Below are 25,227 nucleotides of genomic sequence, written 5' to 3'. Positions count from 1 at the left end.
CCGCCTCGCAAAAACGCCAAGCCGTGGAAGACCGTCACCGCGGGTGCAATGGCCAGAAACGAGGCCCTGCGAGCTTCGAAATACCTCGGCCGCGCGATCTGGCGAAACTGGAGTGGATACCACCGCCGAAGCCGCGTCGAGACCAAAATGCACTGCGTGAAAATGCTGGGCCAGCGCCTCATGGCGCGGGACTTCGATCGTCAGGTTGCGGAAGTCCAAGTCCGCATCCTCGTCATGAACGGCTATACCGCGCTCGGCATACCCATAACTGAGCCCGTAGGATGAGTCTGTCTGGGGAAAGGGGGCGTCTGGCCTTCAACCAATTTGTGCAACAGAGTCAATCTAGGCTTCTGATCCTCACTCAGATGAAGCCAGATCAGCGAGTCTATCCGTCTGTGCGAGCATCGCCAATTCGACGGATTTAAAAGTCGGAAATGTCGGCTTTGTCCGCATCTTACCAGTTCGCAACCCGTGCGGCGAAGGGCAGCTATCGCAAATTTGAGCCAAGGACTATGGGTCCGCTCCGGGCTGGGAGCGGTCATTGCCGATGCGGAGGCGAACGCCTCCTTTGTCCCGCACGCCACTCCTTCGCTCATAGCGCGGCGACCTTCCGCTTTTCCCCATCGCGACCGCCCCCTCTCGTCGCGGCGCGCGCACCTGGCCCCGGCTCGCTCGGGCGGGGCGCAGGGCCGTGCCCCCGCGATTCATCCCCGCCTACATCTTGGGGTGTTGCGTGGCGGGCGGCGCATTAACCCGCCCCCTGTTCGGCGCCCATACCGACGCGATACCGACGTGGGACCGCCGGGATACAGACGTGCCGACCCCTGCAAAATCAGCCCGTTAACCTTCGAATCACCCATCCGGGCGGCGCAGGGCCTCCAGCGCGTCGATCTCCGGCGCGCCGGCCTCTGCCGCGTGCCGCTCCAACGCCCGGTACCGCGCCAGAACCTCGCGGCCCATGTCGGTCAGGCGCGCGCCGCCGCCGCCCTCGCCACCCCGGCTGCTGCTAACCAGTGGCGCCGCGAACAGCGTGTTCAGCGTCTCAACCAGCGTCCAGGCCCGCTTGTAGCTCATCCGCATCCGCCGGCCCGCCGCCGAGATCGATCCCGTCTCGTCGATCAACGCCAGCAGGTCGGCCTTGCCCGGGCCCAACATCGCCCCCGGCCCGAACACCACCCGCAGCCGCAGGCGCGGCGCCTCGCCGTCCCGCCCCTCGCTCATGCAAAGCTCACGTGGCGGTTCAACGGCAACTCGCGGATGCGCTGCCCGGTGGCGGCGAATATCGCGTTGGCCAAGGCCGGCGCGGCGGGCGGCACGGCCGGCTCGCCAATCCCGCGAATGGTCTCGCCGTTCTCCAATGCGCGCACCTCGATGCTCGGCGCCTGGTAAAGGCGCATGCCCTGGTAGCTGTCGAAATTGCGCTGCTCGGTCATGCCGTCCTTGTAGGTCAATTCACAGTTCATCGCGTGGCCCAAGCCCCAGATGACGCCGCCCTTGACCTGGTTGTCGAAATTCACCGGGTCCAGAACCCGGCCCACCTCAACGGCGACGAACACCTTGTCGATGCGCAGTCCCGCGTTGGTTTGGCTCACTTCCACGACCTCGGCCGCCGGCACCCCGAAAGACAGGGTAAAGGCCACGCCGCGCGCCCGCCCGTCGCCCATGTCCGGCCCGGACCAGCCCGACATTTCGCCCACTGCCTCCAACACCCCGCGCGATAGCGGATCGTCGCAAAGGCGCAGCCGTTCCTGCAACGGATCGGCCCCCGCAGCGTGGATCAACTCATCAAGGAAACAATCGTGCAGGAACCCGTTGCCCGACGCGCCCACCGACCGCCATGAGCTGACCGGTACCATCGGCTGCGCCCGGTAGCCCGTCACCCGGTAGTCGGGAATCGCAAACGGCTGATCCCACGCCCCGGCCACGATCGCCACGTCGGGGCCCGGCATCGGCTGGTTCAAGCGCCCGCCCTGCGATTGCGCGACCGACGGTGTCGCCAGCGACAGGTCGAACGCCGCCACCTTGCCATCCGCCACCGCGCCGCGCGCGCGCGACACCGCCATGGGGCGCGGGAAATCGTGGCTCATGTCCTCTTCGCGAGTCCATGTCATCTTGATCGGGCGGCCCTCGGCGACCATGGCCAGCTCGATCGCCTCGGCGATGAAGTCATCCTCCAGCCGCCTGCCGAAACTGCCGCCCGCGTATTGGTTGTGCAGATGGATATCCTCAGCCTTCAGCCCGGTCAGGCGCGTCGCCGTGGCCACCACGTACATCGGGATCTGCGTCGAGGCCCAGATATCCAGCCGCCCATCCTTGAGCTGCGCCGTGGCGTTCATCGGCTCAAGCGGCGCATGCGCCAGGTGCGGCACGCGGTATTGCGCCTCGAGCACCTCGCCGCCGGCCTGTTCCAGCGCCGCATCGACGTCGCCATCGTCGCGGAACCGCGAATCCTGCAACGCCTCGGTGAACGACGCCTCAAGCTGCGCCCACATCTGCGCGGTATCCGCCGGATAAGGCGCCTCGCCCCAGTCAAAGCTGATTTCCTGTGCCGCGCGCATCGCGCGCCAGGTGCTATCGGCGATCACCCCGGCGCCGCCGGTGACGGGTACGACACGTTGCACGCCCGGCATGCCCTCGGCCTTGCTGGCGTCATAGCCGCGCACCACGCCGCCCCGGCGCGGGTTGGTGCGCACCGTGGCATATAGCATGTCCGGCAGATCGATATCGATGCCATAGCCCTGCGTGCCGGTGGACTTGGCAACGATATCCAGCCGCTCCATCGGTTGGCCCAGGTAGCGCCAGTCGTCGGGCGATTTCAGCGCCACCTCGTCCGGCGGCGCGATCTTTGCCGCCTGCACGGCCAGGTCGGCATAGGCAATCGCCTCGCCGTCCGGCGTCACGACATGGCCGTCGCGCGTGGTCAAGTCGGCCTGCGAGATGCCCGTCTCTGCCTCCGCCGCGCCGATCAGCATCTGCCGCGCCGCCGCGCCCGCCATGCGCATCCGGTCGAACCCATCGGGAACGGTGGTCGATCCGCCGGTGATTTGCAGACCCAGAACCTTGGCCACCCGCCCGCCGAACGCCCGCGCGTTGCGCGCCACGAACCCGTCATCGGTCGCCGAGAACGGAAGCGCCTCGGCCGCGACCTTGGCGTTGTAATAGGCCGCGCCCGGCGGCCCGTCCCAGACCCGGATATCGGACCACGCCAGGTCCAACTCCTCGGCCACCATCGCGGCCAGAACCGAATGCGCCCCCTGCCCCATATCGGTGCGCGGGGTGATGATGGTCACGCCGTCCGCGTCGATCAGGACATAAGGGTTCAGCGCCGCCTCGCCCGGGTCCAGCCCCGGCTTGAGCGGGTTGTCATGCGGGTGCTGCACCACGTAGTAGCCAAGTGCCACCCCCCCCGCGATGGCCACCGTGCCAAACAGGAACGTGCGGCGCGCGATCTTGCCCGCGCGGCTCATTGGGTGTCCTCCCGCATCAGCTCGGCCGCGCGATGCACCGCCGCACGGATGCGCGGATAGGTGCCGCAGCGGCACAGGTTCCCCGACAGGGCGTCGTCGATCTGCGCATCATCGGGGTCCGGCACCTCGGCCAGCAGGGCCGCCGCCGCCATGATCTGCCCCGACTGGCAATAGCCGCATTGTGCCACCTGGTGTTCGATCCAGGCGCGCTGCACCGGGCCCGGGGCCTCGGGCGTGCCTTGCGCCTCGATCGTAGCCACCTCGGCGCCTTCAAGATCCCCGATCTGCATCTGGCACGACCGCATGGCGATCCCGTCCAGATGCACCGTGCAGGCCCCGCATTGCGCGATCCCGCAGCCATATTTCGTGCCGGTCAGCTTCAGCGTATCGCGCAGAACCCACAAGAGCGGCGTCTCGGGCTCCAGATCTGTCTCGACCTGCGCACCATTTACGGTGAATCGGATCATGCGGCCCCTCCGGCAGTTCACGACCTAGCGTAGTATAATTCATTTCAATTGCACATAGCCCCATTGCCCGAGGTGTCAGCAGTGCGGGCCGGGGCTTGACAGCATGCAATAATTGATATTGATGTCATTTTCATAAATGAGGACCCCATGATCCCAAACGCCCAAGACCCCGCCCACTCATCACCGCCCGAGGCGGCGCAAAGCATCGATTTCGCCCGCGCCCTGGAGCAGGCGCAAACCGGCATGAAGAAATCGGACCGCACCCGCACGCGGCTGCGCATCGCCCTGTGCACCGCGTTGAATGAGCGGCCCGCGACCGCGCTCAAGGTGGCCGATATCTGCGCGCTGGCCGGCGTGGCGCATGGCACGTTCTATGTCTACTTCAGCGATTTGAACGCCGCGTTGGATGATGTTCTGGGCGCCTTTGTCGAACACGTGCAGCAGGTGATGCGCCACGCGGCCAAGGGCCGGGGCGGCGCGCGCACCCGCGCCGCGACGGCGGCCTATTTCGACCTGTTCGATAGAAACCCCGGGCTGATGCGCTGCTTGCTTGGCGGCTTTGAAAGCTACCCCGCCGCCGCCGCGATGTTCCAGCGCCTCAATCACGACTGGGCCCGTATCGTGGCCGAGGCGACCGCGCGCCGCCTGTCCCAGGCCGGCCGCCCGGTGCCGCCGCACGACGAGCTGATGCGCCGCGCCTACGCGCTTGGCGGCATGGTCGATCAATACCTTGTCGCCCTGCATTTCAACCGCGACGCGGCCCTCGCGGCGGTGTCGGACGACCGCGAGCAGGTGATCACCACGCTCAGCACGATCTGGCAAAAGGGGATGGAGCAATGAGCCTCGTTGATCGCGCCGAATACAGGCACCCGGCTTGGCTGCTGGAGCACCAGCAAGCCGCCTGGCAAAGGCAGGCATTCCACGTCGCGCAAAACTCCGCGTTCTACCGCTATCTGTGGCAGGGGCGCACGCCGCCACAGGACCTGCACGATCTGCCAGTGCTGCCGCTGTCGGACAAATCGCAACTGCGCCGATCGCAGGCCGCGCATCCCCCGTTCGGCGACTACCTTGCCGCGCCGCGTCGCATGGCCAACCGCCTGCACCGCACGTCGGGCACCACCGGGCAGGCGATGAACCTTGCCCTGTCGGCCGACGATTGCCACATCACCGAGGTCGTCGGCGGCCGCAGTCACCGCGCCGCCGGCCTTGGCCCCGGCATGACCGTGGTGCACTGCCTGAATTACCAGATGTGGATGGGCGGGCTGACCGATCACCGCACGCTTGAAGCAACTGGCGCGCTGGTCGTGCCCTATGGCGTCGGCGGGACCGAGCAACTGATCCGCACCATCCAAGAGGTCGGCATCAATGCGATCTCTTGCACGCCGTCCTACCCCGCCGTGCTTGAGCGGGTGTTGGCCGACAAGTTCCCCGGCACCGACCCGCGCGACCTGGGTCTTGAGCTGGGCCTTTTCGGGGGCGAGCCGGGCCTGGACGATCCCGCCTTCCGCGAGCGTATCCGTGCCACCTGGGGAATGGAGCCGCGCAACGCCAATTACGGCGTATCGGACGTGTTTTCCAACTTCGCCGCGCAATGCGCGCATGACACCGACCTGCATTTCATGGCCGCCGATGTGCTTTGGCCCGAACTGATCGACCCCGACAGCGGCGCGCCGCTTCCACTCACGGATGGGGCCGAGGGCGAGCTGGTGCTGACGCACCTCGTGCGCGAGTGCCAGCCGCTGGTGCGGTTCCGCACCGGCGACATCATCGCCATCACCGCGACCGAGCCGTGCAAATGCGAGCGGACCGGCTTTCGCTTTCGCGTGGTGGGGCGCAGCGATGACATGGTCGTGGTGCGCGGCCTCAACCTGTTTCCCAGCATGGTCGCCGCCGTGGTCAACGAATTCGCGGAGCTATCGGGTGATTACCGCATTATCCTCGATGGCCCGCCCCCCTATGACCGTCTGCCGCTGAGCGTCGAGCGGGCCGAGGGCGCCACGAGTGACTCCGCAATGGGCGATGCCGCGCTGGCCGCCCGCGTCGCCAGCGCCATCAAACACCGCCTTGGCGCCTCCGCCGAGGTCACGGTGTACCCCCACGGCCATTTCCCCGTGACCGAAGGCAAAACCAAACGCGTGATCAGGAGCGACCAATGACCGACCAGAGCGCAGACCAGACCACTGAGCAAACCTATGAAACCATAGAGAGCACGCTGATGGGGGACGGGGTGCGCGTGATCGCGCTTAACCGGCCCGAGCGCCTGAATGCGATGAACCCGGCCCTGATCCGCGACGTGGCGCGCGCCTTTGATGACGCGAATGCCGATACGCAGACCCGCGCCATCGTGTTCACTGGCAACGGGCGCGCCTTTTGCGCGGGCGACGATCGCCACGATCACACCCACCCCGAAACCGAACAGCAGGCCCGCGCCCTTGTCGACGCGATCCAGCGCGCGACACACGCGATCACCTTCGGGCCGAAACCCGTGGTTGGCGCGATCAATGGTTGGGCCGTGGGCGGCGGCTTTGAATGGGCGATCAACTGCGACTTCCCGATCTGGGGCGAAAGCGCGGGCGCGTTCTTTCCCGAGGTGTCGCTCAACCTCTTTGTGACCGGCGCGGTTACCGCGCTCTTGCCCGCGCTGGTGGGGCTGCAAAAGGCGCGCGAGATGCTGTTTCTCGGCCAACGCTACACAGCGGCCGAACTGTCCGAGGCCGGGCTCGCCTGGCGCGTGGTGCCCGATTTGGCCCTGCGCGACGAGGCGATGGAGACCGCCCGGCACCTGGCCGCCCTGCCGCCGCTGGCCGTACGGGCCATGAAGCGCACGCTCAATGCCAACGCCAACGCCGATTTGAACCGCGCGCTGCAAATGGAAACCGATGCCACCGTCGCCGGGTTCCTCGACCCGGAAACCACCCGCCTGCTCAAGGACTTTTGAGGCGCACGCGCGCCCGCATGCCCCACCCGACACCCCGCCGCGCCCCGCGCCGGTGGGGTTTTCTAGCGTCCGCGCCCCGGAAAATTTTTCCCGAAATCCGGCGATCCGCCGCCGTGTTCGTTCAGGTTTCATATTTCTGTTACAAAACTCTTACATAAGCGTCATGCAATCCGCCTACCCGGGGCACGTTCTGTTCTGAAACACCGATAGCAGGAGCTTTCATGTCCTACACCAAACTCACCGTTTCGGCCCTGGCACTGGCTGCCGTGTCCGCGACTTCGGCCGCAGCCCGCGACAACGTTCAGGTTGCCGGGTCCTCGACCGTCCTTCCCTATGCATCGATCGTTGCCGAACTGTTCGGCGAAAACACCGACTTCCCGACCCCGGTCGTGGAATCGGGCGGGTCCTCGGCCGGCCTCAAGCGGTTCTGCGAAGGCGTCGGCGAGAACACCATCGACGTGGCGAACGCATCGCGCGCGATCCGTGAAAAGGAAATCAAGGCCTGCGCCGATAACGGCGTGACCGACATCATCCAAGTCCGCATCGGCTATGACGGCATCGTCTTCGCCAGCCAGCAGTCGGGCCCGGCCTACGACGCGTTCGTGCCCTCCGACATCTTCAACGCCATCGGCGCCACCGTCCTGGTCGACGGTGAACTGGTCGACAACCCGCATCAGCAGTGGGCCGACTTCAACAGCGACCTGCCGGCCGCCGACATTGCCATGTTCATCCCCGGCACCAAGCACGGCACACGCGAAGTGTTCGAGGACAAGGTGCTGCTGAAGGGCTGCGAAGCCACCGGCACCATGGAAGCGATGATGGACTCGGGCATGAGCGAAGACGACGCCGAGGATGCCTGCCTCGACGTGCGCACGGACGGTGCGTCGGTCGACATCGACGGCGACTACACCGAGACCCTCGCCCGCATCGATGCCAACCCCAACGGCATCGGCGTGTTCGGCCTGGCGTTTTACGAGAACAACACCGACAAGCTGAAGGTGACCACGATGGGCGGCGTCTCGCCGTCGACCGAAACCATCGCGTCGGGTGAATACCCGGTCTCGCGTCCGCTGTATTTCTACATCAAGAAGGCACATATCGGCGTGATCCCCGGCCTGAAGGAATACGCGCAGTTCTTCACCGCCGACGAGATCGCAGGCCCCTCCGGCCCGCTGGCCAACTATGGCCTGGTTGCCGATCCGGAACTGGCCAAGACCCAGGAAATGATTGCCAACGAAGTGACCATGGGCAGCGACTCCTGAGCTGACCCGGCCCAATCGGGGGCGGCATATTTCGCCGCCCCCGTTATCGTCTTTTAGGACCTTTTGAAAAGAAACCGGTGGGGTGGCATGCCTGTTATCTGGATCATCGTGGCCGTGCTGGCGATTGCCGGTGCCGGGTATATCCTAGGTCGGCAACGCGCGCTGGCGCGTGCGGGGGGCGACCGGCGCGAGTTGCACTCGCTTCCCTCGTATTACGGCTCAAATGTTGCGCTCAAGGTGGCGGTGCCGTCGTTCCTGCTGCTGATCGCCTGGATGATCGTGCAGCCCTTCGTCGTCGAGAATGCCGTTTCGGGGATGATCCCGCAAAGCGAAATCGACGAAGGCTCCAGCCTCGGCCTCGTGATGGCGGAAGTGCGCCGCGCGGCGACCGGGCTGGAAAACGCGGTCGCGCAGGGCGTCATCACCGAAGACTTCGCGCGCAATGCCCGCGCGGATATCACGGACATCACGCAACGCCTCAAGGACGCGGGGCAGATCGTGACCTCCGACATCACCCAGACCATCCTGCACGCGGCGCAGCGCTACCGGCTGCTGAGCGCCACCGGCGACATGATGATGGCGATCGCGGTGTTGCTCGTGGCGCTGGCCGGGGCGCTCTGGGGGCTGCGGGAATCGGTCCCGCTGTTCCGGGCGCGCAATGCCGTGGAACGCGTCATGCGCGCCATTCTCGTGGCGGCGGCGTCGGTTGCGATCCTGACCACGCTGGGCATCGTGCTGTCGCTGATCTTCAACACCATCGAGTTCTTCCGCCTCTACCCGGCGTGGGATTTCTTCACCGGGACCAACTGGGCGCCGAGTTTCTCGGGCCGTGGCGGCAGCTCCGAGCTGGGCGTGCTGCCGCTGCTGTGGGGGACCTTCTACATCTCGCTCATCGCGCTGCTGGTCGCGGTTCCAATCGGGCTGTTCTCGGCGATCTACCTGTCGGAATACGCGTCAAAGCACGTGCGGTCCATTGCCAAGCCCATGATCGAGGTGCTGGCCGGTATCCCGACCATCGTCTACGGCCTTTTCGCGCTGCTGACGGTCGGGCCGCTTCTGCTGGCGGTGTTCGGCAAGGAGGGGCTGGGCTGGATGCAGGCGGGCACCGCAGTGATGACCGCGGGGCTGGTGATGGGGGTGATGCTCATTCCTTTCGTCAGTTCGCTGTCGGATGACATCATCAACTCGGTGCCGCAGGCGCTGCGCGACGGCTCTTTCGGGCTGGGCGCCACGAAATCGGAAACCATCCGGCAGGTCGTGCTGCCCGCCGCGCTGCCCGGCATCGTGGGCGCCATCCTGCTGGCCGCGAGCCGCGCCATCGGCGAGACGATGATCGTTGTCCTGGGCGCCGGCGCCGCGGCACGGCTGAGCCTCAACCCGTTCGAGGCGATGACCACCGTAACCGCCAAGATCGTCAGCCAGTTGACCGGCGACGCCGATTTCGCCTCGCCCGAGGCGCTGGTTGCTTTCGCACTCGGCATGACGCTCTTTGTCATCACGCTGGGGCTGAACGTCCTGGCCCTCTACATCGTGCGCAAGTACCGGGAGCAGTACGAATGACAAACGCATCGCTCAACACTGGCGGCGAGGCCCCCAAACGCTCACTGCGCGCGCAGGATGCCCTCACCAAGCGGCGCAACGCGGCCGAGAGGCGTTTCAAGGCGTATGGCATGGCCGCGATCGCCGTCGGGCTTTTCTTCCTGGCGGTGCTGGCCGTGTCGATCGTGCGCTCGGGGGCCCCGGCCTTCACGCGGACGGTTGTCGAGGTGGAACTCACGGTGTCTCCGGCAGACATCGACGCCGCCGAGAGCCAGCTTTTCAAGACGAAGGCCTACCAGGACCTGTTCGTCGCCGCGCTTGACCGTCAACTTACCAACAACGGCGTCGAGGTCGCGTTCGATCCCAAGGCGATCGAACGGCTTCTGGGCAAGGTCGGCAGCACGATGCGCGAATTCTACCAGGCCAATCCCGCCAAGGTCGGCAAGCCGGTCAAGTTCGAGCTTGCCGCCGCGTCCCGTGTCGACAGGTACCTCAACGGCGAGTTGACCCGCGATGCGATTCAGGACAGCCGGTTCATGATGAAGACGGATCTCGATCTGGTGGACGTGATGGTGGACACCGGGGTCATGAAATCCAGCTTCAACTGGACCTTCATCACCGGGGCGGATTCGGGCGTGGACAACCCCGGCGGCGCCGGGATCGGCGCCTCGGTCGTGGGCTCGTTCTTCATGATGCTGGTGGTGCTGGTGCTATCCTTGCCGATAGGCGTGGCCGCCTCGATCTACCTTGAGGAATTCGCACCGCAAAACCGCTTCACCGACCTGATCGAGGTGAACATCTCGAACCTGGCCGCCGTTCCGTCGATAGTGTTCGGTATCCTGGGTCTGGCGGTGTTCATCCAGTTCATGCATTTGCCGCAATCGGCGCCGCTGGTGGGGGGGCTCGTGCTCACGCTGATGACGCTTCCCACCATCATCATCTCGACGCGCGCATCGCTTAAGGCAGTGCCGCCATCCATTCGCGACGCGGCGCTTGGCGTGGGCGCGTCCAAGATGCAGTCGGTCTTTCACCACGTCCTGCCGCTGGCCATGCCGGGTATCCTGACCGGCACCATCATCGGCCTTGCGCAGGCATTGGGCGAAACCGCGCCGCTGCTGCTGATCGGCATGGTGGGCTTCGTCGCACGCGGCTATCCCGACGGCGTGGTTTCGGGGTTCGTCGATCCCAACTCGGCCATGCCGGCACAGATCTATACCTGGGCGGCGCGGGCCGATGCCAGCTTCTACGAGAAGGCATGGGGCGGCATCATCGTGCTGCTGGCCTTCCTGTTGACCATGAACATCATTGCCATCATCCTGCGCCGCCGTTTCGAGCGCCGCTGGTAACAACCCGGGACGGATCTCACGATGTACGACATACCAAGAAGGGATAGCTCCGTGGATCAGAAAGACATCAAGTTTCGCTGCCATGGCGTGCAAGTCTATTACGGCGACACCCATGCCATCAAAGATGTCGATGTCGACATCGAGGACAAGACCGTCACCGCCTTCATCGGGCCTTCGGGCTGCGGCAAGTCGACCTTCCTGCGCTGTCTGAACCGCATGAATGACACCATCGCTTCGTGCCGTGTCGAGGGCGACATCCGGCTCGATGACGAAGACATCTATCACCGCGATGTCGACCCCGTGCAACTGCGCGCCAAGGTCGGCATGGTGTTCCAAAAACCCAATCCGTTTCCCAAGTCGATATACGACAACGTCGCCTATGGCCCCAAGATCCACGGGCTGGCCAAGAACAAGGCGGGACTCGACGAGATCGTCGAGAAATCGCTGCGCCGCGCCGCGCTTTGGGACGAGGTGAAAGACCGCCTCGACACGCCCGGCACCGGCCTTTCGGGCGGCCAGCAACAGCGCCTGTGCATCGCCCGCGCGGTGGCCACCGAACCCGAGGTGCTGCTGATGGACGAGCCGTGCTCGGCGCTAGACCCGATCGCGACCGCGCAGGTCGAGGAGCTGATCGACGAGTTGAAGCAGCGGTTCTCGGTCGTGATCGTCACCCACTCGATGCAGCAGGCGGCCCGCGTCAGCCAGAAAACCGCCTTCTTCCACCTCGGCAACCTGGTGGAATACGACGACACCAACAGCATTTTCACAAATCCGCAGGACCCCCGGACCGAAAGCTACATCACCGGCCGGATCGGATAACGGAGCCCTATCATGACCTCCCAACACATCGTTTCATCCTTTGACCGCGATCTTGAATCCCTTCAGGCCATGATCATGAAAATGGGCGGGCAGGTCGAAATGGCCACCGCCAATTCGATCAAGGCGCTCGAGGCGCGCGATCTGGAGCTTGGCGAACAGATCCGCCGCGACGACAAGATCATCGACCAGATGGACGAGGACATCAAAGCCGAAACAGCTCGCGTTCTGGCCCTGCGCTCGCCCACGGCGGGTGATCTGCGCACGGTGCTGTCGGTCATGACCATCAGCTCGCACCTCGAGCGGTGCGGCGACTACGCCAAGAACATCGCCAAGCGCACCACCGTGCTGGTGGACCTGCCGCAGATCAACGGCACCGTCTCGGCCCTGCGCCGCATGTCACGCATGGTCGAGCGGATGCTGGCCGACGCGCTCGATGCCTATATCCAGCGCGACGAGCACAAGGCCGAGGATGTGCGCCTGCGCGATCTCGAAGTGGACCAGATGTATAACACGCTGTTCCGCTCGTTGCTGACGCACATGATGGAAGACCCGCGCAACATCACCGCATGCATGCACCTGCACTTCATCGCCAAGAACATCGAACGCATGGGCGACCACGCCACCTCGATCTCGGAGCAGACGATCTACCTCGTCACCGGCGAGCTTCCTGACGAGGACCGCCCCAAGGGCGATTCCACTTCCTTCGACACCTCCAATGAGGATGACGACTAATGTCCGCCGACAAACCCACCGTTCTGGTCATCGAGGACGAACCGGCCCAGCGCGAGGTTCTCGCCTACAACCTCGAGGCCGAGGGCTTTGCCGTGTTCCGCGCGGAAACCGGCGACGAGGGGCTGCTTCTGGTCGAGGAACAAGCCCCCGACATCATCGTGCTGGACTGGATGCTGCCGGGCGTGTCGGGGATCGAGGTGTGCCGCCGTCTCAAGATGCGCCCCGAGACGCGCCGCATCCCGATCATCATGCTCTCGGCCCGCTCCGAAGAGGTGGACCGGGTGCGCGGTCTGGAAACCGGCGCGGACGACTACGTGATCAAGCCATATTCGGTGGTCGAACTGATGGCGCGGGTGCGCACGCAACTGCGCCGTATCCGCCCCTCGACCGTGGGCGAGACGCTGGAATTCGACGACATCATCCTCGACGCCGAGGCGCACAAGGTCCACCGCGACGGCGAGTTGCTCAAGCTCGGCCCGACCGAGTTTCGCCTGCTGGCCACCTTCATGGAAAAACCCGGCCGCGTCTGGAGCCGCGAACAACTGCTCGACCGGGTCTGGGGCCGAGATATCTACGTCGACACGCGCACCGTGGACGTGCATATCGGGCGTCTGCGCAAGGCCCTGACGCGCCACGGCGGCGAAGACCCCTTGCGCACGGTCCGCGGCGCGGGCTACGCGCTCGGCTGAGGCGTGCGGCTCATGCGGCGGATCATGTTATCCGCGTATGTCTCTGACAGACCAAGATGAATCGCGCTGGGCTGGTTTCGACCCGGCGCGCGCCGGTCAAATCATTGATTTTACTGTGGATAAGTGTGGTTAATTCACCGATTCAGACAAGAATCGGCGTTATATGCTGGATATTTTTATGATCTAAGACTCAATACCGCTAGCACTATGGCTTCAAGTTCAGCAGCATTGACATGGGCACACCGTCAGGTTCGCGCCCGGCCCCGAGGGTGGGCGCGGCAAGGCTTGGCGCGCGGGTCATGCAAAAAACCAGCGCTGCAGCCTTTTGAAACGTCGGATCAATTCGCGCCCGCCCTGGGGGGCGGGGCCGGGCGCGAACCGGATCGCCCGGCGATCCGGGGGCAAATTTGTGAATATCGCGCATGACACCGCTTGTCTGGATATGCCCACGCCCCTGCGGTATGCTGCACGGCAAGACAGCGCGCCGCGCGCAGGCCGGTAATCATGAGGGAATCGCGTGACGTTTCAGGGACAGGATCAGCTACCGCTGAAGTTCCGCGCATCGCATAAAAGCGATGTCAGAACGCAGTTTGCAGCCCTGTGTTACCGTATCCATCGCGGCCGCCCCGAGGTCCTGTTGATCACCAGCCGCGGCTCGCGCCGCTGGATCGTACCCAAGGGCTGGCCGATCGAAAACATGACCCCCGCCCAAAGCGCCCTGCAGGAAGCCTGGGAAGAGGCCGGCGTCAAGGGCCGACCGATCGAGCGCTGCATCGGGTTATTCTCCTACCCCAAGGTGATAGGACAGGACGAAACCTTGCCTTGCATCGCAATGGTCTACCCCGTGAAGGTCAAGTCGCTGGCGAACGACTACCCCGAATCCCATCAGCGCCGCCGCAAGTGGTTCACTCGCAAAAAGGCCGCCGCCCGCATTACCGAGCCGGAGCTCGCGCATATCATCCGCAACTTCGATCCCTCCGCCCTGCGATCGCGCAAGACTTGATCGCCGCGCATTTGTGCATAGATTACCCGCAGGTAACGAAAAAATCGGCCCATGATCCAGTTTTCCCTCAAATGCGACAACGACCACCGCTTCGATAGCTGGTTCCAATCCGCCAGCGCCTTCGACAAGCTCAAGGCGTCGGGCATGGTCACCTGTGCGGTTTGCGGCTCGGCCAATGTCGAAAAGGCACTGATGGCGCCGCACCTGAATTCCGGGCGCGCCTCAGAAGGCACCGAGGAACCGGAGCCGCCCAAAGAGCACGGCGCGCTCAGCGCCCCCGCCACCCCCGCTGAGCAGGCCATGGCCGAGCTGCGCCGCAAGATCGAGGCAAACTCGGACTATGTCGGGCGCGATTTCACGACGCAGGCCCGCGCAATGCACGAGGGCACCGCCCCAACCCGCGCCATTCACGGCGAGGCCAAGCCGGACGAGGCGCGCAAGCTGCTTGAGGACGGCGTGCCGGTGCTGCCCCTGCCATTCCGCCCGCGTGACAAATCCAACTGAAGGGACCAATATATGCATGCCGTCATCACCGGCGCCAACCGCGGTATCGGCGCCGCGCTCGATGCGCGCTACCGCACCGCCGGATGGAAAGTCACCGCAACCGCTCGGCAAGGGGCCGAGTTTCTGCCGCTTGACGTGACCGACCCGGCCGCGCACCGCGCGATGGCGCATGCGCTTGATGGGCAAGCGGTTGATCTGCTGATCTGCAACGCTGGCACCTACCCCGACAAGTACGAAAACCTCGCCGATGGGTACCCCGCGCAGATGTGGGCGGACACCTTCGCCACCAACGTGACCGGCGTATTCCTGACCGTGCAGGCGCTTTTGCCCAACCTTCAAATGGCCGCCGCCCCCAAGGTGGCGATCATCGCCTCGCAAATGGGCAGCAGCACCCGCGCCCCCGGCGGCAGCTACATCTACCGCGCGTCCAAGGCCGCCGCGATCAACCTTGGCCGCAACCTGGCCGCTGATTTGTCACAGCTTGGTATCGCCGTGGGCATCTACCACCCCGGATGGGTGCGCACCGACATGGGCGGCGACAGCGCCGCAATCGACACGGATCAATCCGCCGATGGCCTGGTGCGCCGTTTCGATGCGCTGTCGATGGACACCACCGGCCAGTTCCTGACATGGGACGGGCAGGAGCACCCGTTTTAACGCGGACTGCCCTCCGCCCGTTGCCGCCGGGCCGCGGTGATGCGTCGCAATCCGTCTTGCCCTTTGCCCCCGCAGGGCCTAAACCCCGCGCTACCTGACAATGGGGGGTCCATGCCCGTTCTCGTGATGAAATTCGGCGGCACCTCGGTCGCCAACCTCGACCGGATCAAGCGCGCCGCCAAACGCGTCGGCGTCGAGGTCGCCAAGGGCTACGACGTGATCGTCATCGTCTCGGCCATGTCCGGCAAGACCAACGAGCTGGTCGGTTGGGTCGACGAAATCTCGCCGCTCTTCGACGCGCGCGAATACGATGCCGTGGTCTCGTCGGGCGAGAACATCACCGCCGGCCTGATGGCGCTGACGCTTCAGGAAATGGATGTCCCCGCGCGTAGCTGGCAGGGCTGGCAGGTGCCGCTCAAGACCAACAGCGCCCACTCCGCCGCCCGGATCGAGGACATCCCACCCGACAACATCCGCACCAAGTTCGCCGAGGGCATGCGCGTGGCCGTCGTCGCCGGGTTCCAGGGCATCTCGCCCGAGGGGCGCATCACAACCCTGGGGCGGGGCGGATCGGACACCACCGCCGTGGCCTTTGCCGCCGCGTTCGACGCCGAGCGGTGCGATATCTACACCGACGTTGACGGCGTCTATACCACCGACCCACGGATCAGCGCCAAGGCGCGCAAGCTCGACAAGATCGCGTTCGAGGAAATGCTTGAATTGGCCTCGCTCGGGGCCAAGGTGCTGCAAACCCGCTCGGTCGAGCTGGCGATGCGCTACAACGTCAAACTGCGCGTACTCAGCAGTCTCAATGAACAGTCCGACAGCGCAGGAACGCTGGTTTGCGACGAGGAGGAAAACATGGAATCGCGTGTCGTCTCTGGGATCGCCTACAGCCGCGAAGAATCGAAAATGACCCTCGTGTCGGTGGCCGACCGCCCCGGCATTGCCGCCGCCATCTTCGGGCCGCTGTCCGAGGCGGGCGTCAACGTGGACATGATCATTCAGAACATTTCCGAGGAGGGGCGCACCGACATGACCTTTTCGTGCCCCACCAACCAGGTGCAGCGCGCCGAAAAGGCCCTTGAAGGGGCCAAGCAAAGCGGCGCCATCAACTATCACGACCTGATCACCGACAGCGATGTCGCCAAGGTTTCTGCGGTGGGAATCGGCATGCGCTCGCAATCGGGCGTGGCCGCCAAGATGTTCAAGACGCTCTCGGATGAGGGGATCAACATCAAGGTCATTGCAACCTCCGAGATAAAAATTTCCGTGCTGATCGACCGGAAATACATGGAACTCGCGGTTCAGGCACTGCATGATGCGTTTGAATTGGAAAAACTGGCCTGATCCCGGCGACACCCTGTAAACTGGGCCCCCGGCGGTTGGCCGGGCGTGGGAAATGAAGGCAGGCCAATGCCCGAACAAACGGAATCGGAAAGTCGCAAACTGCTGCGCCGCCTGCGCGCGGCCATGGCCGAGGACAACGCCGGGCAGGCGCGTCTGAATGACATCACCAACATCACAGCCGATTCCATGGGCACCGAGGTCTGCTCGATCTACCTGTTTCGCGACGAGGAAACGCTGGAGCTGTGCGCCACCGAGGGCCTGCAGCCCGAGGCGGTACACGAAACCCGCATGCGTTTGGGCGAGGGGCTTGTCGGCCGCGTCGCGCGCAGCGGCCAGCCGGTCAACACCGCCGACGCGCCCTCGGCGCCGGGGTTTCGCTACATGCCCGAAACCGGCGAGGAACGCTATTCCTCCTTCCTCGGCGTCCCGATCCAGCGCCTTGGCGAAAAGCTGGGCGTGCTGGTGGTGCAGTCGAAACAGGCGCGCGAGTTTTCCGCAGACGAGGTCTATGCGCTGGAAGTGGTCGCCATGGTCCTGGCTGAGATGGCCGAACTGGGCGCCTTCGTGGGCGAAGGCGCGGCGCTGTCGGCGCGTCATCAGCAGGCGGTTCTGGTGCGCGGCAGCGTAGGACAGGAAGGCGCCGCGCAGGGCCATGTCTGGCTGCACGAGCCGCGCGTCGTGGTCACTAACCCCATCGCCGAAGACCCCGCCAAGGAGCTTGAGCGCCTGACCGAGGCCGTAGATACCCTGCGCGTCAGCGTCGACCAGATGCTGCAAGGCGCACAGACCGGCGACAAGGAACAGCTTCAGGTTCTCGAGGCGTACCGCATGTTCGCCAATTCCAAAGGCTGGCTGCGCCGGATGGAAGAGGATATAGGCCGCGGCCTGTCCGCTGAAGCTGCCGCCGAAAAGGAACAGTCCACCGCCCGCGCCCGCATGGCACAGGTCACCGACCCTTACTTGCGCGACCGCCTTCACGATCTCGATGACCTCAGCAACCGGCTGCTGCGTATCCTCACCGGCCAGGGCAACCATACCGGCGCCGAAATGCCCGCCGACCCGATCCTGATCGCGCGCAATATCGGCCCCGGCGAGTTGCTTGATTACGGCCGCTCGCTCAAGGGCATCGTGCTTGAGGAAGGGTCCGTCGGCAGCCACGCCGCCATCGTCGCGCGGGCGCTGGCGATCCCGCTGGTGATCCATGCCCGCAACATCACGACCGAGGCCCTGAACGGCGATCACATCATGGTTGATGGCGATCATGGCGTCGTGCACCTGCGCCCCGATGAAACCGTCGCCGCCGCCTTCCGAGACAAGATCGCCATGCAGGCGCAGGCGCAGGAACGCTACGCCTCGATACGCGACAAACCGGCCGAAGCCCTGTGCGGCACCCGCATCCACCTGCACATGAACGCCGGGCTTATGGCCGACCTGCCCAGCCTCGACAGCTCCGGCGCCGAGGGCGTCGGCCTGTTCCGCACCGAGCTACAGTTCCTGGTGCGCAACCAGATGCCCAAACGCTCGGAACTCAGCGCGCTATATTCCCGCGTTCTGGATGCCGCTCATGGCAAGCGGGTGGTGTTTCGCACGCTCGATATCGGCTCGGACAAGGTGCTGCCCTACATGAAGCCGCATGACGAGCCGAACCCCGCGCTTGGCTGGCGGGCGATCCGCGTCGGCCTCGACAAGCCCGGCGTCATGCGCATGCAGTTGCAGGCGTTGTTGCGCGCTGCCAATGGCCGGCCGCTGACCATCATGTTCCCCTTCGTCGCCCAGTACGAGGAGTTCAAGGCCGCCAAGGCCGAGATGGACAAGGCCATCGCGCGCGAGCGCATCCTTGGCCATACCCTGCCCGAAAACCTGGAAATCGGCGCGATGCTGGAAACGCCCTCGCTGGCCTTCGCCCCCGACAAGTTCTTTCGCGAGGTGGATTTCCTTTCGATCGGCGGCAATGACCTCAAGCAGTTCTTCTTCGCCGCCGACCGCGAGAACGAGCGCGTGCGCAAACGCTATGACACCCTGAACGTCAGCTTCCTGACATTCCTCAAGAATATCGTGCAACGCTGCATCGACACCGGCACCGACCTGTCGTTCTGCGGCGAGGATGCCGGCCGCCCCGTCGAGGCCGTGTGCCTTGCCGCCATCGGCGTGCGCACCCTGTCGATGCGCCCCGCCTCGATCGGGCCGGTCAAGCATATGCTGCGCCGCGTCGATCTGGTGGCGCTCGGCGACGTGATCGAAACCGCCATGCAAAGCGGTGAGCAATCCGTGCGCCCCGCGGTGATGGAGTGGCTGCGCCGCGAGATGTAGCCAACCGCCCGCCCGCTCAGGGTCCACTGGCCAGCGCCGCCGCCAACGCCCGCTGGCGGCGCAATACCGCGTCCATGTCCAGCGTCGTCATCTGCCCATCGCGCACCACTTGCCGCCCCTCGATCAGCAGATCGCGCACCCGCACCGGCCCCGCCAGCAACAGCGCGCCGATGTCCCAGCTTCCGGCGCTTTCCACGCCGCGCATGTCCCAGATGGCGATATCGGCGCGCTTGCCCGGCGCGATCCGCCCGCAATCGGGCCGGCCCAGAACATCGGCGCCGCCGCGCGTCGCGATCTCCAGCGCCGCGCGCGCGCTCATCGCATTCGCCCCCTGCGCGACCCGCTGCAACAGCATCGCCTGCCGCGCCTCGGCGGCGACGTTGCCGGCATCGTTGCTGGCCGATCCGTCCACGCCAAGGCCCACCTTCACACCGGCGCGCCGCATCGCCTGCACCGGCGCGATACCGCTGCCAAGCCGGCAGTTGGAACAGGGGCAATGCGCGACGCCGGTGCCGGTCTGCGCGAACAGCGCGATCTCGGGCGCGTCCAGCTTCACGCAATGGGCATGCCACACATCCGGCCCGGTCCATCCCAGGTCTTGCGCATACTGCCCCGGCCGGCACCCGAATGTCGCCAGGGAATAGGCCACGTCCTCGTCGTTCTCGGCCAGGTGCGTGTGCAGCATCACCCCCTTGTCCCGCGCCAGCAGGGCCGCGTCGCGCATCAATTCACGGCTGACCGAGAAGGGCGAGCAAGGTGCCACGCCCACCCGGCACATCGCGCCCTCGCGCGCATCGTGGTAGCGGTCGATCACCCGAATGCAATCCTCAAGGATCGCGGCCTCGTCCTCGATCAGCGCATCGGGCGGCAACCCGCCCGCGCTTTGGCCGATGCTCATCGCGCCGCGCGTGGGATGAAATCGCATGCCGATCTCCGCCGCCGCCTCGATCGTGTCGTCCAGACGCGCGCCGTTGGGGAACAGGTACAGATGATCGGAACTCAGGCTGCAGCCCGATAGCGCCAGTTCCGCCAGCCCCACCTGCGCGGACACACGCATTTCCTCGGGGCCAAACCGCGCCCACACCGGGTAAAGCGCCTGCAACCACCCGAACAGAAGCGCGTCCTGCGCCCCCGGCACCGCCCGGGTCAGGGTCTGGAACAAGTGATGGTGCGTGTTCACCAACCCCGGAGTCACCACGCAACCGCGCGCGTCGATCACCGCACGCCCCTCGGCGCCTAGGTTCGCGCCGACGGCCTTGATCACGCCGCCGCCGGTCACGATATCCGCGCCACGCAGCTCTTGTCGCGCGTCGTCCATTGTGAGGATCAGATCGGCATTTCGGATCAGTGTCTCAGGCATCGCACGCCCCTTTGGCTGCAAACGCCCCCTCGTCCGGTTTACGCCCACCCGCGCGGCGGAAAAGGGCCAAGAGCCACGCGGCGTATCCGCACATCATGCCCCGCAACGCGCCGCGCGATCAAGATGCAACGCACGCAGGCGGGCGCAGGCGGCTCAGGCAGGCACTTTCGCCAACACCTCCAGCGCCGCATCGTGCTGCATGCGCCCCGCTGCGGCGATCACCCGGCCGCCATGCTGCGCCGGGCCACCCTGCCAATCGGTCACGATGCCGCCCGCGGCCTCGATCACCGCCATCGGCGCCTGTATGTCGTAGTCCGACAGGCCCGCCTCGATCACCAGGTCGATCTGCCCCGCCGCCAGCAGCGCGTAGGCGTAGCAATCCATGCCATAGCGCGTCAGCCGCGCCCGCGCCGCCACCTTGGCAAAAGCCTCGCCTTCGGCCTCGGTGCCCAGCTCGGGAAAGGTGGTGAACACTATCGCCTGGTCCAGCGGCCGATCCCCGCGCACCGACAGCGCCCGCGTGCCCTGCGGTCCGTCCATCGCCGCCACGCCCAAACCGCCGCGAAACCGCTCGCCGATATAGGGTTGATCGATCACGCCGTAGACCGGGCCGCCCGCGTCCCCCACGGCAATCAAAACGCCCCATGTCGGCGTGCCCGACAGGAACCCGCGCGTGCCGTCGATCGGGTCCAGCACCCAGGTCAGGCCGCTTTGCCCCGCCGTGGCGCCGAACTCTTCGCCGATCACCGCGTCATCGGGGCGCAACCGGGCCAGCGCCTCGCGCATCGCGCGTTCGCCGGCGCGGTCGGCCTCGGTCACCGGGTCGAACCCGGCCGATAGCTTGTTGTCCGCCGTCAACTCCTGCGCGCGGAACCACGGCAGCACCGCCGCCCGCGCGGCATCCGCCACCTGCTCGGCCACCTGCCTTAGCTCTGCTGCATCCGCTCGTGTCATGGCCCTGCCCCTTGTCGCACCCGGGGGCCTGCCTACCCCGGGCGCGCGCCATGCTCAAGCGGCGCTGGACAGGACCCGCGCCAGATCGAACAAGCGCCGCCGCTGGCTGGCCGGGATCGCGTAGTACGAGCGCACCAGATCCTCCGCCTCCTTGTTCGGCGCCGCGCATTTTTCATCCGCGGGCGCGTCCGCGCCTTCCACGTCCATACCCTCGAAGAAGTAGCTGACGGTCACGCCCAGCGTCCTTGCAATGTCCCAAAGGCGCGAGGCGCTCACGCGGTTTGCGCCGGTCTCGTATTTCTGGATTTGCTGGAACTTGATCCCGACCTGCTCGGCCAACTGGCCCTGCGTGACGCCGAGTGCCCAGCGCCTTTGCCGAATGCGTTGCCCAACGTGGCGATCCACTGGATGTGGCACATCGATTCTCCTCGTAACATCAATCATGCGTCGCGGCCCTTGCGCGCCCCCGGACACGCGGCCGGGCCCTTGCCACCAAATTCTCTGCCTCAAACGCTTACATTTGCTTATGACCAAGCGTTTTAGCCAATTGCGCCGGAAAATGCACCGCATACGCGGCACCCTATACTTTTGCGCCGCTCACGCGGCCCCGGCGCACGATATTTGACACCCGCACGGCCGCGCGCCTATCTACCCCCCGGTGCAACCAACCCGAAAGGGCCGCCATGCGCGCCTTCCATATCCCCGACAGCTCCGCCACCGGCGCGCTGCGCCAGATCGACCGCCCCGCGCCCGGCCCCGGCCAGCTGTGTCTGCGGATCGAGGCGTGCGGCCTGAACTTCGCCGACCTGCTGATGCTCAAGCGGCAGTACCAGGACACGCCCGAGCCGCCCTATACCCTGGGGATGGAGGTGGCCGGCACCGTCGATACCCTCGGGCCCGGCGTGGAGGGCCCCGCGCCGGGCACCCGCGTCGCGGTGTTCGGCGGCCAGGGCGGGCTGGCCGAATGGGGCTGTTTCGATGCGGCCCGCGCCGTGCCCCTGCCCGATGACATGCCCGCCACCGACGCCGCCGCATTCCAGATCGCCTATGGCACCAGCCATGTCGCGCTGGATCATCGAGCGCGGATGCTGCCGGGCGAGACGCTTCTGGTGCTGGGCGCGGCGGGCGGCGTGGGCCTGACCGCGGTGGAAATCGGCAAGCTGATGGGCGCAACCGTGATCGCCTGCGCGCGCGGCGAGGACAAGCTTGCCGTCGCGGCGGAGGCAGGCGCCGACCACCTGATCGACGCCGCGCGCCAGGACATCCGCGCCGAGGTGCGCGCACTCGGCGGTGCCGACGTGGTCTATGATCCGGTCGGCGGCGAGCAATGGCAGGCCGCGTTTCGCGCCTGCAACCCCGAAGCGCGCCTGCTGCCGATCGGATTTGCCAGCGGCGAGGTGCCGCAAATCCCCGCCAATCACCTGCTGGTCAAGAACCTCAGCGTGCTGGGCCTCTACTGGGGCGGGTACCTGAAATTCCGACCCGAGGTCCTGACCGACAGCCTGCGCACCTTGCTTGGCTGGTACCAGCAGGGCCGCATCAAACCCCATGTCAGCCACATCTTGCCGCTGGAGCGCACCGAAGAGGGGCTGGCCCTGCTGCGCGAGAGGCGCGCCACCGGCAAGGTGGTGATCACCCCCTGACGCCGCGCCGGGCGGGACGGCCGGACGCCTCCGGCGGGAGTATTTTGGGCAAGATGAAGGGCCGGGCCGCGCTCAGCGGGCCGCGAACCCCTCACGGATCATGGCGCACAGGTCTCGCTGGATCTCGTCGCGCGCCTGGCCACCGTAAAGGTTGATCTTCTGCATGCCCAGATCCGGCAGCTCGCCGCCCGAGTTGATGCATTCCAGGTGCGGCGGCGCGTGCCCCTCCAGCATCGAGGTGATCGCCAGATCGGCGCTGACCGTGGCCTCAACGGTACGGTCAGAGTCCGAATCCACCGCCATTTCCCATTCGATCCCCTCGTCGTCCAGCCGCCCGATATCGCCGTCGCGAAACTTGCAATAGCGGCAATAGGCAAGGCGCAGCGGCCGCCGTTTCCACGCGCTGCCACCCGGCGCCCCGATCCAGCGCAGGGGCACCTCGTCCAGCGTCTCGCCGCCGGCATCGACGCCGCCTTCGGTGGTCAGGATCACGTTGATCTCGCCATGCGCGTATTGCCGCTTCAGACCGGTGGTATAGGACGACTGCAGATTGACCCGCATGCGCGGGTATTGCGCATGGAACCGCTGCAACACCTTGGGAATCACCGGGTAGACCACGTCATGCGGCACGCCCAGCACAATCTCGCCCTCGAACACCTGGTCCGTCAGGCGCGAGATCGCGTCGTCGTTCACCTCGACGATCCGCCGCGCATAGCCCAGAAGCTGCTGCCCCGAGGCGGTCAGCGAGACGCTGCGATTGGCCCGCTCCAGCAGGGTCTGACCCAGCATGTCCTCAAGCCGCTTGACCTGCATAGACACCGCCGATTGCGTCAGGTTGAGCTGCCCTGCGGCACGGGTTACGCCACCGGTGTCGGCCACCGCGATGAACGAGCGAAGGGTCGTGACGTCAAGGTTTCTCATATTCATCACCGTTTTTTATGCGTTAGCTAATAAATATTAATTTTAAAATGCGGCGCAACCCCATATACATCACCATAGATGATGCAACCCCGATTACCGATCACATTTGCGAAGGTATCCGCCATGACGACCCTGACCTCTACCCGCCGCGACACCGCCTGCACCGCCCCCCGCCGCCCCGGCGTCCTGAGCCGCCTGCGCGGCATGCTGGCCGTGCGCGTCCAGCGCCGCGCACTGGCCCGGCTGGACGAACATGCCCTGCGCGATATCGGCCTGACCCGCGACACGGCCCTGTCCGAGGCAAACCGCCCGATCTGGGACGTGCCGCAGCACTGGCTGCGCTAAACCTGAAAACTGCGGGCACGCCACCGGAAAGCCTTGAAAACATGCACACCGTGCACGATATTCATCCTGAGAGTCCTGACGGGCATCAAAGGTTCACCATCGGAGGCATGAATGGCTGATTTCAACACGATCCGGACGGCGGCCGGCAGAAGCGCCGCCCAGATTGACGAGGGGCTTCGCGCCCACATGAACAAGGTCTACGGCACCATGTCCGTGGGCATGCTCATTACCGCGCTGGCGGCATGGGCGATTTCGGGCATTGCCACCACGACCGATCCGGCCATGGCAGTGGGTGAGATCGGCAATGGCAAGATGCTGACCAATTTCGGCGCGCTGATCTACACGACGCCGCTGAAATGGGTGATCATGTTCGCACCGCTGCTGATGGTCTTTGGCTTTGGCGCCGTGATGCAACGCGCTTCGGCGCAGGCGGCGCAGCTGTTCTTCTTTGTCTTTGCCACGCTGATCGGTGTGTCGCTCAGCTCGATCTTCATCTTCTACACGTCCTTTTCGATCGTGCAGACCTTCCTGGTGACGGCCATCGCGTTCGCGGGCCTGTCTCTGTGGGGGTACACCACGAAAAAGGACATCTCGGGCTGGGGTTCGTTCCTGATCATGGGCGTGATCGGCCTGCTGGTGGCGATGATCATCAACATCTTCCTCGGATCGCCCGCGATCATGTTCGCGATCTCGGCGCTTGGCGTGCTGATCTTTGCGGGCCTCACGGCCTATGACACGCAGCACATCAAGAACATGTACTTGCAACATGCCGCCCATGGCGATCAGGAATGGCTGGACAAATCCGCCATCCACGGCGCGCTCAGCCTGTACCTGGACTTCCTCAACATGTTCCAGTTCCTGCTGATGTTCATGGGCCAGCAGGAATAGCGGAACCACCGACAGACATGTATCAGGGCCGGC

Annotated in this window: 25 protein-coding genes; 18 read left to right on the top strand and 7 right to left on the bottom strand. The window is 65.4% G+C overall.

All coding sequences use genetic code 11. The annotated features are described in order from the left end of the window. On the top strand, positions 1-285 hold a 285-nt coding region (locus G568_RS19955; protein ID WP_026758304.1), incomplete at its 5' end, for a transposase. A gap of 567 nt (positions 286-852) precedes the next feature. Here the strand turns inward: G568_RS19955 and G568_RS0112180 are convergent. From G568_RS0112180 to G568_RS0112170, 3 genes are read right to left on the bottom strand one after another with little or no spacing between them, the layout of a single operon-like run. Continuing rightward, positions 853-1,221 carry a winged helix-turn-helix domain-containing protein gene (locus G568_RS0112180; protein WP_026758303.1) on the bottom strand — a complete coding sequence of 123 codons (369 nt, stop codon included), beginning with the start codon at positions 1,219-1,221 and terminating at the stop codon, positions 853-855. Next, the gene (locus G568_RS0112175) at positions 1,218-3,467 is read right to left on the bottom strand and encodes a xanthine dehydrogenase family protein molybdopterin-binding subunit (RefSeq protein WP_026758302.1); all 2,250 of its coding nucleotides are present in this window, start codon (positions 3,465-3,467) and stop codon (positions 1,218-1,220) included. Before G568_RS0112175 ends, G568_RS0112180 begins: the two co-directional genes overlap by 4 nt. Continuing rightward, the gene (locus tag G568_RS0112170; RefSeq protein ID WP_026758301.1) at positions 3,464-3,931 is read right to left on the bottom strand and encodes a (2Fe-2S)-binding protein; all 468 of its coding nucleotides are present in this window, start codon (positions 3,929-3,931) and stop codon (positions 3,464-3,466) included. Before G568_RS0112170 ends, G568_RS0112175 begins: the two co-directional genes overlap by 4 nt. 150 nt (positions 3,932-4,081) lie before the next feature. Between G568_RS0112170 and G568_RS18750 the strand changes: the two genes are divergently transcribed. The 14 genes from G568_RS18750 to ptsP all read left to right on the top strand — a co-directional run bounded on the left by G568_RS18750 (position 4,082) and on the right by ptsP (position 19,083). After that, on the top strand, positions 4,082-4,774 hold the full coding sequence (locus G568_RS18750) for a TetR/AcrR family transcriptional regulator (RefSeq protein WP_051202966.1): 693 nt from the start codon (positions 4,082-4,084) through the stop codon (positions 4,772-4,774). Continuing rightward, the gene (locus G568_RS0112160; RefSeq protein ID WP_026758300.1) at positions 4,771-6,090 is read left to right on the top strand and encodes a phenylacetate--CoA ligase family protein; all 1,320 of its coding nucleotides are present in this window, start codon (positions 4,771-4,773) and stop codon (positions 6,088-6,090) included. Before G568_RS18750 ends, G568_RS0112160 begins: the two co-directional genes overlap by 4 nt. After that, positions 6,087-6,872: an enoyl-CoA hydratase/isomerase family protein gene (locus G568_RS0112155; RefSeq protein WP_051202964.1), complete on the top strand. Its 786-nt coding sequence runs from the start codon at positions 6,087-6,089 to the stop codon at positions 6,870-6,872. The genes G568_RS0112160 and G568_RS0112155 overlap by 4 nt, the downstream gene beginning before the upstream one ends. A gap of 221 nt (positions 6,873-7,093) precedes the next feature. Beyond that, complete coding sequence (locus tag G568_RS0112150) at positions 7,094-8,134, top strand: substrate-binding domain-containing protein (RefSeq protein WP_026758298.1); 1,041 nt, start codon at positions 7,094-7,096, stop codon at positions 8,132-8,134. A gap of 87 nt (positions 8,135-8,221) precedes the next feature. Continuing rightward, positions 8,222-9,694 carry a phosphate ABC transporter permease subunit PstC gene (pstC, locus tag G568_RS0112145; protein ID WP_026758297.1) on the top strand — a complete coding sequence of 491 codons (1,473 nt, stop codon included), beginning with the start codon at positions 8,222-8,224 and terminating at the stop codon, positions 9,692-9,694. Further along, the gene (gene pstA, locus G568_RS0112140) at positions 9,691-11,019 is read left to right on the top strand and encodes a phosphate ABC transporter permease PstA (protein ID WP_026758296.1); all 1,329 of its coding nucleotides are present in this window, start codon (positions 9,691-9,693) and stop codon (positions 11,017-11,019) included. Before pstC ends, pstA begins: the two co-directional genes overlap by 4 nt. 21 nt (positions 11,020-11,040) lie before the next feature. Continuing rightward, positions 11,041-11,838, top strand: a complete 798-nt coding sequence (gene pstB, locus G568_RS0112135) for a phosphate ABC transporter ATP-binding protein PstB (protein ID WP_026758295.1) — start codon at positions 11,041-11,043, stop codon at positions 11,836-11,838. A 9-nt stretch (positions 11,839-11,847) separates the two neighbouring features. Continuing rightward, a complete protein-coding gene (gene phoU, locus G568_RS0112130; protein ID WP_026758294.1) occupies positions 11,848-12,570 on the top strand; it encodes a phosphate signaling complex protein PhoU in 723 nt (240 codons plus the stop codon). Continuing rightward, complete coding sequence (gene phoB / locus G568_RS0112125; RefSeq protein WP_026758293.1) at positions 12,570-13,259, top strand: phosphate regulon transcriptional regulator PhoB; 690 nt, start codon at positions 12,570-12,572, stop codon at positions 13,257-13,259. The genes phoU and phoB overlap by 1 nt, the downstream gene beginning before the upstream one ends. Before the next feature lie 517 nt (positions 13,260-13,776). Beyond that, positions 13,777-14,262, top strand: coding sequence for an NUDIX hydrolase (locus G568_RS0112115; RefSeq protein WP_026758291.1), 486 nt, complete (start codon positions 13,777-13,779; stop codon positions 14,260-14,262). A gap of 51 nt (positions 14,263-14,313) precedes the next feature. Further along, positions 14,314-14,766 carry a DUF1178 family protein gene (locus G568_RS0112110; protein ID WP_026758290.1) on the top strand — a complete coding sequence of 151 codons (453 nt, stop codon included), beginning with the start codon at positions 14,314-14,316 and terminating at the stop codon, positions 14,764-14,766. Between the two features lie 12 nt (positions 14,767-14,778). Beyond that, positions 14,779-15,423, top strand: a complete 645-nt coding sequence (locus G568_RS0112105; protein WP_026758289.1) for an SDR family NAD(P)-dependent oxidoreductase — start codon at positions 14,779-14,781, stop codon at positions 15,421-15,423. 111 nt (positions 15,424-15,534) lie between these two features. Continuing rightward, positions 15,535-16,773, top strand: coding sequence for an aspartate kinase (locus tag G568_RS0112100; protein ID WP_026758288.1), 1,239 nt, complete (start codon positions 15,535-15,537; stop codon positions 16,771-16,773). 66 nt (positions 16,774-16,839) lie between these two features. Continuing rightward, a complete protein-coding gene (gene ptsP, locus G568_RS0112095) occupies positions 16,840-19,083 on the top strand; it encodes a phosphoenolpyruvate--protein phosphotransferase (RefSeq protein WP_026758287.1) in 2,244 nt (747 codons plus the stop codon). A 16-nt stretch (positions 19,084-19,099) separates the two neighbouring features. On the opposite strand, the gene G568_RS0112090 is transcribed toward ptsP, so the two are convergent. The 3 genes from G568_RS0112090 to G568_RS0112080 form a co-directional block, all read right to left on the bottom strand. Further along, a complete protein-coding gene (locus G568_RS0112090; RefSeq protein ID WP_026758286.1) occupies positions 19,100-20,443 on the bottom strand; it encodes an 8-oxoguanine deaminase in 1,344 nt (447 codons plus the stop codon). Between the two features lie 153 nt (positions 20,444-20,596). Then, positions 20,597-21,397 carry an inositol monophosphatase family protein gene (locus G568_RS0112085; protein WP_026758285.1) on the bottom strand — a complete coding sequence of 267 codons (801 nt, stop codon included), beginning with the start codon at positions 21,395-21,397 and terminating at the stop codon, positions 20,597-20,599. A 54-nt stretch (positions 21,398-21,451) separates the two neighbouring features. Next, complete coding sequence (locus tag G568_RS0112080; protein ID WP_026758284.1) at positions 21,452-21,814, bottom strand: helix-turn-helix domain-containing protein; 363 nt, start codon at positions 21,812-21,814, stop codon at positions 21,452-21,454. Positions 21,815-22,080: 266 nt separating this feature from the next. Between G568_RS0112080 and G568_RS0112075 the strand changes: the two genes are divergently transcribed. After that, entirely contained in the window at positions 22,081-23,040 is a 960-nt protein-coding gene (locus G568_RS0112075) for an NADPH:quinone oxidoreductase family protein (protein ID WP_026758283.1), read from the top strand. Between the two features lie 72 nt (positions 23,041-23,112). Here G568_RS0112075 and G568_RS0112070 read toward each other — a convergent pair whose 3' ends face one another. Further along, a complete protein-coding gene (locus tag G568_RS0112070; RefSeq protein ID WP_026758282.1) occupies positions 23,113-23,961 on the bottom strand; it encodes a LysR family transcriptional regulator in 849 nt (282 codons plus the stop codon). A 123-nt stretch (positions 23,962-24,084) separates the two neighbouring features. Here G568_RS0112070 and G568_RS0112065 point away from each other — a divergent pair, with 123 nt between their 5' ends. Both G568_RS0112065 and G568_RS0112060 read left to right on the top strand, forming a co-directional pair. After that, positions 24,085-24,306 carry a DUF1127 domain-containing protein gene (locus G568_RS0112065; protein WP_026758281.1) on the top strand — a complete coding sequence of 74 codons (222 nt, stop codon included), beginning with the start codon at positions 24,085-24,087 and terminating at the stop codon, positions 24,304-24,306. A 111-nt stretch (positions 24,307-24,417) separates the two neighbouring features. After that, positions 24,418-25,194, top strand: a complete 777-nt coding sequence (locus tag G568_RS0112060) for a Bax inhibitor-1/YccA family protein (protein ID WP_026758280.1) — start codon at positions 24,418-24,420, stop codon at positions 25,192-25,194. Positions 25,195-25,227 lie beyond the last annotated feature (33 nt).

Source organism: Sediminimonas qiaohouensis DSM 21189 (genome assembly GCF_000423645.1).
GTDB classification, from domain to species: domain Bacteria; phylum Pseudomonadota; class Alphaproteobacteria; order Rhodobacterales; family Rhodobacteraceae; genus Sediminimonas; species Sediminimonas qiaohouensis.
Note: the sequence above shows the minus strand (reverse complement) of the source record. Positions and strands in the feature narration are given on the sequence as shown.